6 protein-coding genes and 2 pseudogenes are annotated in these 6,236 nt (G+C 30.3%); all 8 read left to right on the top strand.

The features are described from left to right. Positions 1-323 precede the first annotated feature (323 nt). Positions 324-1,043, top strand: a complete 720-nt coding sequence (locus RU96_RS11715; RefSeq protein ID WP_071865676.1) for a metal ABC transporter ATP-binding protein — start codon at positions 324-326, stop codon at positions 1,041-1,043. Position 1,044: 1 nt separating this feature from the next. Next, positions 1,045-1,887, top strand: a complete 843-nt coding sequence (locus tag RU96_RS11710) for a metal ABC transporter permease (RefSeq protein ID WP_071865675.1) — start codon at positions 1,045-1,047, stop codon at positions 1,885-1,887. Next, positions 1,884-2,834: a metal ABC transporter substrate-binding protein gene (locus tag RU96_RS11705; protein ID WP_071865674.1), complete on the top strand. Its 951-nt coding sequence runs from the start codon at positions 1,884-1,886 to the stop codon at positions 2,832-2,834. Before RU96_RS11710 ends, RU96_RS11705 begins: the two co-directional genes overlap by 4 nt. 14 nt (positions 2,835-2,848) lie before the next feature. Next, positions 2,849-3,082 carry a metal-dependent transcriptional regulator gene (locus RU96_RS11700; protein ID WP_002297302.1) on the top strand — a complete coding sequence of 78 codons (234 nt, stop codon included), beginning with the start codon at positions 2,849-2,851 and terminating at the stop codon, positions 3,080-3,082. Between the two features lie 330 nt (positions 3,083-3,412). Further along, the gene (locus RU96_RS11695) at positions 3,413-3,997 is read left to right on the top strand and encodes a TetR/AcrR family transcriptional regulator (RefSeq protein ID WP_071865673.1); all 585 of its coding nucleotides are present in this window, start codon (positions 3,413-3,415) and stop codon (positions 3,995-3,997) included. A gap of 130 nt (positions 3,998-4,127) precedes the next feature. Next, complete coding sequence (locus RU96_RS11690) at positions 4,128-4,796, top strand: energy-coupling factor transporter transmembrane component T (protein WP_002302402.1); 669 nt, start codon at positions 4,128-4,130, stop codon at positions 4,794-4,796. A 1-nt stretch (position 4,797) separates the two neighbouring features. Continuing rightward, positions 4,798-5,253: pseudogene (locus RU96_RS13560) on the top strand (ABC transporter ATP-binding protein); the annotation flags it as partial. Between the two features lie 390 nt (positions 5,254-5,643). Then, positions 5,644-6,219: pseudogene (locus RU96_RS13555) on the top strand (ATP-binding cassette domain-containing protein); the annotation flags it as partial. Positions 6,220-6,236: the final 17 nt, after the last annotated feature.

The raw sequence follows: 6,236 nt of genomic DNA, 5'->3' as shown, positions 1-6,236 counted from the left end.
AGTCAAAGTATGAATTATTCAGGCCCTATTTTAAAAGATTTAACAGGTAATATTCGGATCTTTATCTTGTGAGTGTCATTATTGACAATCTAGCCGTCCGTTAATTATATGAAGATACCTTTCCTTTTTCCAGAGAGTTATTTTTTGAAAAAGTTAAGTTTTTAGCTGCTAAGCCAAGTAGTTTTCTAGTAGGAAGTACAGGGAACTATCTTTTTTGAAATAAATAATAAAAGTGAACAAACTTTAAAATTAGGGTTGACTAAAAATCACTTTTTGTATACCATATAACTGTGAGAATCATTATCATTTAGAAGGAGAAAACTATGTTAAAAGCAGAAAAGCTTAGTGTTAGTTATAATAATTTTTTGGCATTAAAAGAGATTTCTATAGAAATACAAGAAGGCACTTTAACGGGAATTATTGGTCCAAATGGAGCTGGGAAGTCTACGTTGCTTAAAGCAATGCTAAATATTGTCCCTCATCAGGGGAAGGTGTACGTTAATAATGAAGATATCAGTAAAAATTTAGCAAAGATTGCGTATGTAGAGCAAAAAGCAGATATTGATTTTACCTTTCCAATAAAAGTAAAAGAATGTGTATCCATGGGAACCTATGCTGAATTGAAAGTTTTCCAACGAATTAAAAATTCAGAATGGGAAAGAGTTTTTAAGGCTTTGGAAAAGGTCAATATGGAAGAATACTCTAATCATCAAATAGGAGAATTGTCTGGGGGGCAATTTCAACGTGTACTTTTAGCAAGATGCCTTGCTCAAAATGCAGATTTCATATTTTTAGATGAACCATTTGTAGGGATAGACTTAATTAGTGAGAGAATTATTATGGACACTTTAAAAGAATTGAAACATCAGGGGAAAACAGTGTTAATTGTGCATCATGATTTGAGTAAGGTGAAGAAATATTTTGATAATATTGTACTTTTAAATCAAAAATTAATTGCTCATGGGAGTGTAGAATCTGTATTTAATGAAGTGAATTTAAAAGAGGCCTATGGGGATACTATATTTATTGGAGAGGGGATATAATATGCTTCAGAATTTTATTGATGGTCTGTATGATTTTCACTTTTTACAGAACGCATTAATTACATCCATAGTTATAGGAATTGTTTCTGGAACAGTAGGTTGTTTTATTATTTTAAGAGGAATGTCTCTTATGGGGGATGCTATTTCTCATGCTGTTTTGCCAGGAGTAGCAATTTCTTATATTTTAGGTATTAATTTTTTTATTGGTGCGATTGTATTTGGTCTATTAGCTTCTATCATTATTACTTTTATAAAAAGCAATAGTGTAATAAAAGGAGATACAGCAATTGGTATTACTTTCAGTTCTTTTTTAGCACTAGGAGTTATCCTTATAGGAGTTGCAAATAGCTCAACGGATTTATTTCATATTTTATTTGGAAATATTTTAGCTGTACAAGATATTGATAAGTGGATTACAATTGGCGTTTCGGTTTTAGTGTTGGTTATAGTATTTCTATTTTTTAAAGAATTATTAATCACTTCTTTTGATCCATTAATGGCAAAAGCAATAGGGATGAATGTCAGTTTTTATCATTATCTATTGATGGTTCTATTAACTTTAGTAGCAGTAACAGCTATGCAAAGTGTGGGAACTATATTAATTGTTGCAATGTTAATTACACCAGCAGCTACGGCATATTTATATGCAAATAGCTTGAAAACTATGATATTTATTTCTGCAACAGTCGGAGCAAGTTCATCATTGCTTGGATTGTTTATTGGTTATAGTTTTAACATAGCAGCAGGATCAAGTATTGTTTTAACAGCGGCATTCTTATTTGTAATTAGTTTTCTAATCTCACCAAAACAAAAATTTTTAAGAAAGAAGGAGAGATCGTTATGATGAGAAAATGGAAAGCAGTACTGGGAAGTCTGGGGATTTTGATTGCTCTTTTTATATTCGGGGCATGTTCAATAAATAGTAAAGACAAAGATAAAGTGGCTTCGAACGAAAAATTAAAAGTAGTAGTTACTAATTCGATTTTAGCAGATATTACCGAAAATATAGCAAAAGATAAAATTGATTTACACAGTATCGTACCTATTGGGAAAGATCCCCACGAATATGAACCTTTGCCTGAAGATGTTCAAAAAACTTCAAAAGCAGATTTGATTTTTTATAACGGTGTTAACTTGGAAACTGGAGGAAATGCTTGGTTTACAAAATTAGTTAAAAATGCGAACAAAGAGGAAAACAAAGACTATTTTGCAGCAAGTGATGGCATAGATGTTATTTACTTAGAGGGTCAGAGTGAGAAAGGGAAGGAAGATCCTCATGCTTGGTTAAATTTAGAAAACGGTATAATTTACGCTAAAAATATTGAAAAACAGTTAGCGGAAAAAGATCCTGATAATAAAAAATTCTATAAAGAAAATCTAGATAAGTATATTGAAAAATTGTATTCTCTAGACAAAGAAGCTAAATCTAAATTTGCTTCAATTCCGAATGATAAAAAAATGATTGTTACAAGTGAAGGATGCTTTAAATATTTCTCGAAAGCGTATAATGTGCCTTCTGCTTACATTTGGGAAATCAACACTGAAGAAGAAGGAACACCAGATCAAATAAAACACTTAGTTGAAAAATTACGCACAACAAAAGTTCCCTCCTTATTCGTAGAAAGCAGTGTGGATGATAGACCAATGAAAACAGTATCAAAAGATACCAATATTCCTATCTATTCAACGATTTTTACTGATTCAATTGCAGAAAAAGGACAAGATGGTGATAGTTACTATGCGATGATGAAATGGAACCTGGATAAAATTGCTGAAGGCCTTTCGAAATAATTTGGAGGGTAGGTATGGTACAAATTAAAACGACTACTATACTAATTTATTTACTAGCAATTCAGGAATTATCAAAAAGAAAAAAGAAATTAAAAAATAATGATTTAGCAAAAGTTCTAAGTGTTAGTCCAGCATCTGTAAGTGAGATGCTGGCTAAACTTAGATATGAGGACTATTTAGATATAGGATTTCAATTAACTGATAAAGGGAAAAAATTTATTGACGATTACAAAAAAGGTTTTAAGTAAAAGACTTTATTTTTAGGGAGGATAAGAAAATGGCTATTGGAGTGATTATGATAGGACTTATCCTAATAGCTGGATATAATTTTTTTAAATCTTTCTCGGTTTATTTTAGAAAAGGTGAATGATTTAGATGAGTCTATTAATTCTTGTAGGATTGCTTTTTGTATCAGTTATTTTGCTCTTTCTCATTAGTTTAGCTCTAAGGAATGAGTTCAGTAATAGACGTTAACGATTGAAACTTCAAGTCCTGTGTAAGATAATATAGTTAATTCATCTTATTAGGAGGAAGTACCCATAGAAACCAGAGATTATATTACAACTCACCAAAAATTAATAGAAAGTGGACTAAGCCATTTTGAAAAAGAAGGATTTCAGCAAACTAAGATAAGGCAACTGTGCTTGACCGCAGGCGTAACTACGGGTGCTTTTTATAAACATTTTACTTCTAAGGAAGCGTTATTTGAAGAAATTATTCAGCCGCATATTAATGCGCTTATTAATATGTATAATGAAGAGTTTACCAAATACCTCTTAAACTTAGAAAATATAGATATAGAGAAAAGTTGGGGAGAGAACTTCAATGAATTAGATCCATTTATTAATTATATTTTTGAGAATAAACGTATATTCGATTTGGTTTTATTCCAATCAGCTGGAACCAAATATCAAGATATTGTTGAAAAAATTACATCATTTGTGACAAAAAAAACAGTCTGTTGTCTAGATAAGTTAAAGACTATCGGAATGATCAATCAAAATTTAGTCTTTAATGAAGAAGAAATCCACTTCTACATTTACTCATTCTACGCTACATTCTATGATATATTGAAGCATAGCTATTCAAAAGAAAAGACTATGCTATTAACCAGAAGATTGTATCAATTTTCTGTTCCTGGGTGGATTGAATTACTGAGTTAATTAAAAAAAAGCTTGCATTGAGAATTGTTCTCAGTTATGCTTTTTGATAAGATCGCACTGTTATCTGAATAACGGTGCGATCTTATCAGCTTAAGATAACAGTGCGATCTTATTTTTTGGAGGTGAAAGAGTGTTAAAAATCAATCCGTTAACCTTGATTACTTTAAATATTTTTTTTCCGGTCATTATTTTTTTAGGAAAGGGAAATACATTTCAAGTGGGGTGTTTCATTATTGCTACAGTTTTAGTATTGATGTTTCGTAAAATAAAGACATGTATTTATTTCATCTTGATTTATTCAGTTCTGTTTTTAGTAATGAAAATTATTGATGCTATCAAGATAGAGTTTTTTACTATATTTTTTGGGACATCCTTATATATTGTATTTCGAATGTTGCCGGTCGTAATGATCTCATGGTTGTTGGTTAGTGTCTATACTAGCAATGAATTATTATCCTCTTTAGAAAAAATACATTTACCGAAAAAAATAATGTTAAGTATTACAGTAGTGATCAGATTCTTTCCGACTTATCGTTCTGAAATAAGAATGATTAAAGAATCTTTAAAAATGAGAAACATTCGCTTGTCTTTTTTTCAGCCTCTGCAATATTTGGAATTTCTGTTAGTTCCCGTTCTTATACGTGCAACTATGATTGCTGAAGAAATGACCGCTAATGCAATAACAAAGGGGATAGAATCTCCTGTGAAAAGAAGTTCTTACTATAAAACAAACATGAGCTTATTAGACTATATCATCCTGTTTTCCGTTACTATTTTTTTCTTAAGTATTTTGATTTGAGGTGAAAGAATTGTTTGAATTTAACAATGTTTCTTTTTCATATAAGGATGTTAAGGAACAAGCGCTTGTTGACCTTAATTTTTCAATAAAAAAAGGCAGTCTTACATTGATTACTGGTTCTTCTGGGAGTGGGAAATCCACACTATTAAAGTTAATGAATGGACTTATTCCAAGACTTTATGACGGAAAATTGGTTGGGGAAATTTTATTTGAAAATAACTCGCTACAATCCTTAACACAAGAAAGTATATCAAAAAATATTGGCTACGTAAGTCAAGATCCTAGAGGACAATTCTTTACAACAAATACAACGAGTGAGTTAGTATTTTCGATGGAAAACTTTGGATTTACAAAAGAGCATATGGATAAAAGAATCAATGAATTAGCTGAATTATTAGATCTTTCAAATATATTAGATAAAAACATTTTTTCGCTATCAAGTGGTGAACGGCAGAAAATTTCTATTGGATGTAGTTTATCGCTAAACTCTAAATTAATTATATTGGATGAACCGTCTTCAAATTTGGACTTCAAAGCGACTAAGAAACTTGCTGACTTACTTTGTGATTTAAAAAATAAAGGATTTACTATTGTTATAGCTGAACATCGTTTTTACTATTTGAAAGAATTAATTGATCAAGTTCTATTTGTTAAAAATAGAACTGTAAAAACTACAACTATTCAGTTGTTAAAAACTGAAAACAATAACGCATTAAGGAAATTTGACATTTTTAATAGTTCGATTGAAGTTCCCTATATCGAAAAGGTAAGTGCAGATGTATTAAAAGTTGAAGAAATTACTTATGAAAATATTCTAAAAGACATAAATTTTGATGTCAAAGTTGGAGATGTTATTGGTTTGGTAGGGAAAAACGGTGTGGGGAAAACAACCTTACTAAGAATACTCATGAAGATTATTCGCCCTACCAAAGGAAAGATAATCGAAAATAAAAAAATTTCATCGCCGTTTTTAGTAATGCAAGAAATGGATTACCAATTTTTCACAGAATCAGTGAGGAGCGAGTTAGCCCTGGGGAATGAAATAGTTAGTAAAGATCAGCAAGAAAAAATTTTAAAAAAAATGGAACTTTATAAAATGAAAGATCAATTACCGTTTGATTTATCCGGTGGAGAAAAACAAAGATTATTGGTTTCTATAGCTTCATTGTCAAAAACTAATTTATTTCTATTTGATGAACCTACAAGTGGGTTGGATTATATTAATATGGAAAGGATTGCTGACCTTATTAAAGACTTAAAAGAAAAGGGTGCAGTAGTTATAGCCACTCATGATCCGGAATTTCTTTATAAAACATGCAATAGAATTATTTATTTAAAAAATGGTGGAATAAAAAAAGATATAAAACTTAGAGTAGAAGATTCAACTTTGATAGAACAGATTTTTAATGACATAACGAAATAGAATTGAGGAGAATATAT

Origin of the sequence: Enterococcus canintestini, assembly GCF_001885735.1 — a bacterium.
Classification (GTDB): domain Bacteria; phylum Bacillota; class Bacilli; order Lactobacillales; family Enterococcaceae; genus Enterococcus_C; species Enterococcus_C canintestini.
The sequence above is the reverse complement of the archived record's forward strand: the minus strand, read 5'-3'. Positions and strand labels throughout refer to the sequence as shown.

Excerpts from the sequence above, each read along its gene's own strand:
- RU96_RS11715 (WP_071865676.1), top strand. The coding sequence starts at position 324 with ATGTTAAAAGCAGAAAAGCTTAGTGTTAGTTATAATAATTTTTTGGCA.
- RU96_RS11710 (WP_071865675.1), top strand. The coding sequence starts at position 1,045 with ATGCTTCAGAATTTTATTGATGGTCTGTATGATTTTCACTTTTTACAG.
- RU96_RS11700 (WP_002297302.1), top strand. The coding sequence starts at position 2,849 with ATGGTACAAATTAAAACGACTACTATACTAATTTATTTACTAGCAATT.
- RU96_RS11705 (WP_071865674.1), top strand. The coding sequence starts at position 1,884 with ATGATGAGAAAATGGAAAGCAGTACTGGGAAGTCTGGGGATTTTGATT.